This window comes from Rhodoblastus sp. (genome assembly GCF_041915505.1).
GTDB lineage: Bacteria > Pseudomonadota > Alphaproteobacteria > Rhizobiales > Beijerinckiaceae > Rhodoblastus.
On sequence record NZ_JAYSBG010000404.1, the window covers coordinates 1 to 2,989 of the forward strand.

The following is a 2,989-nucleotide window of genomic DNA, read 5'->3' on the forward strand; positions in this document are numbered from 1 at the left end:
AACAGCCCGCTCTTTTGCGCCTCGGTCTGAAGCTGGTCGAGCACGCCGGCGAGGGTACGATAATCGCCCGCCGTGCGGATGACGAATTGCACGGGCGGTCCGCCGGTCGAGCCGGGCAGCGACGGCAAAGCGAAAGCGAATACCTGCGCGCCGGTCTGGTTGGCCATCAGCGGTTGCAGGCTTTGCAGGATCTCGCTCTGGCTGCGCTTGCGCTCGCTCCACGGCTTCAGCAGCATGCCGGCGATGCCGGTATTGACGCCCTGCGAGCCGTTGATGACGAAGACATGGTCCTTTTCCGGCACCTCGTCGAAGGCGTCCTTCTGCAGGCGGGCGGTGACCGTTTCGAGATAATCGAGATTGGCATATTGCGGCGTCTTGACCATGGAGAGCAGGAAGCCCTGATCCTCTTCCGGCGCCAGCTCGCGCGGGGTTGAAATATAAAGCACGCCGGTCAGCGCCAGCACGCCGACCAGAATGAGAATGGTCAAAGCGCGGAAATTCAGCGTGCGATGAAGCAGGCGCTCATAGCGCTGGCGCAGCCCCTCGAACAGGTCGTCGAGAAATTCGACCAGGCTGCGCCGCCCCGTGCGGACGGCGCCGGGCAGATGCCGTTCATGCGGACGCAGCAGCTTCGAGCACATCATCGGCGACAGGGTCAGCGCGATGAAGCCCGAGACCACGACCGAGCCCGCCAGAGTGAACGCGAATTCCTTGAACAGGGCGCCGGACAGGCCGGCGACGAAACCGATCGGCGCATAGACCGCCGCAAGCGTGATGGTCATGCCGACGACCGGCCCGGCGATCTCGCGCGCGCCGAGCATGGCGGCTTCTTTCGGCGGATGGCCTTCCTCGATATGGCGATAGATGTTCTCGACCACGACAATGGCGTCGTCCACCACCAGGCCGATGGCGAGCACGAAGGCCAGCAGCGTCAGCAGATTGATCGAATAGCCGAGCAGCAGCATGAAGACCATGACGCCGACCATCGACAGCGGAATGGTCACGATCGGAATCAGGGTCGCGCGCAGGTCGCCCAGGAACAGGAAGATCACGATGATGACGATGGCCGCCGCTTCGAGCAGGGTCTTGGCCACTTCGTCGATCGAGGCGCGGATGAAATCGGTCGCGTCATAGGCGATGGCGCCGGTCATGCCCGCCGGCAGCGCCGCCTGGATCGCGGGAAAGGCCGCGCGCACATCATCGATCACGGTCAACGGATTGGCGGTCGGCGTCGCGTAAATGCCGATGAACACCGCCTTCAGCCCATCGAATACGGCGGAGGAATCGACGCTTTCCGGCCCCAGCTCCAGATGGGCCACCTCGCCGAGCTTCACCAGAGCGTCGCCCTTGTTGAAGACGACGAGCTGGGCGAAGGCCTGCGCCGTCTCCAGCGAGGTCAGCGCATTGATGCTGGTCTGGGTGAAATCGCTCTTCACCTGACCGGCGGCGGAGGTGAAATTATTGGCGATCAGCGCATTGCGGATATCGGCGGCGGTGACGCCGCGCGCGGCCATCTTGTCCGGATCGAGCCAGACGCGCATGGCGAAATTCTGCCCGCCGATGATCTGGGCGCTGGCCACGCCATCGATGGTCTGCAAACGCGGCTGGATGACGCGGGTGATGTAATCCGTGATCTGCGGGGCCGTCAGCGTGTCCGAATTGAAGGACATATAGAGCAGCGCGGTGCCCTGCCCGGTCTGTTTCACCACCACCGGATCGTTGGATTCCTTCGGCAGGATATATTTGACCTGCGCGACCTTGGCGAGCACGTCGGTCATGGCGCGGTCGGCATTGGCGTTCAGGCGCAGGTTGAGCGTGACGGTCGAGACGTTCTGCTGCGAATTGGACACCAAAGTGTCCACGCCCTCGGCGCTCGCCACCGCCTGTTCGATCGGCGTGGTGATGAAGCCCTTGATCAGATCGGCATTGGCGCCCGGATAGGTCGTGGTGATGGTGATCGTCGCCGAGGACAAGGTCGGATATTGCCGGATCTGCAGCTTGAAGCCGGCCTGGGCGCCGACCAGGAACAGCAGCAGGCTGACCACGATCGACAGCACCGGCCGGCGGATGAACAGATCGGTAAAGGCGCCCATGGCTTTTCCGCTTTCCTCAGCTCAAAATTCTTTTAACGCAATGGCTTGCCGCTCATTCGCGCGGCCGCACCGGCTGGGCCTTCATCGATTTGTCGGGGTCGATCTTGACCGGCGCATTGGGCTGCAGCTTGATCTGCCCTTCCGCCACCACCTTTTCGCCCGGCGCGACGCCGTCGAGCAGCACGACGCGGTCGTCGCGCGTGTCGCCGATCTTCACGGAGCGGCGCACGACATGGAGCGGGCCGTCGAAGCCCTTGGCCGGATCGTCCGCGACGACCACATAGACGGAATCGCCATAAAGCGAATAGGTGACCGCGGTGCGCGGCGCGGTGACGGCCTTGGCCGGCTCGCCGGCGGCGAAGGCGACATGGCCGAACATGCCGGGCAGGATCTTCTTGTCGGGATTGGCGAATTCGGCGCGCACCAGGATCGAGCGCGTATTGGCGTCAATGCGCGCATCGACATTGCTGATCTTGCCCTGGAAAGTCTTGCCCGCGAGCGCGTCGATATCGGCGACGACCGCCTGCCCGACGGCGAGATGGGCGTAATTCTGCTCCGGCACCTGGAAATCGAGATAGATCGGATCGAGCTGCTGCAGCGACACCATCGCGGCGCCCGCGGCGACATATTGGCCGAGGTCGATCTTGCGGATGCCGACCCGCCCCGCAAAGGGCGCCGTAACGGTCTTCTGGCCGATCAGGGCGCGGGTCTTGTCCTCGGCGCCGGCGGCCTGATCGCGCAAGGCCTGGGCGAGATCGTAGTTGGCCCGCGCCGCAACGCCGCTCGCCTCCAGCGCCTTCTGCCGGTCGAAGGCCTTATCGGCGTTCTTCATCTGCGCCATATTCGTGCGCAGATCGGCCTGCTCGGTCGAATCGTCGAGCTTGACCAGCAGCGCG

2 protein-coding genes are annotated in these 2,989 nt (G+C 64.1%); both read right to left on the minus strand.

Features of this window, described 5'->3' with window-relative positions:
* On the minus strand, positions 1-2,093 hold a 2,093-nt coding region (locus tag ACE3S9_RS17690), incomplete at its 3' end, for an efflux RND transporter permease subunit (protein ID WP_374547798.1).
* Positions 2,094-2,145: 52 nt separating this feature from the next.
* Positions 2,146-2,989: efflux RND transporter periplasmic adaptor subunit (locus tag ACE3S9_RS17695; protein ID WP_374547799.1), on the minus strand; the 844-nt coding region annotated here is incomplete at its 5' end.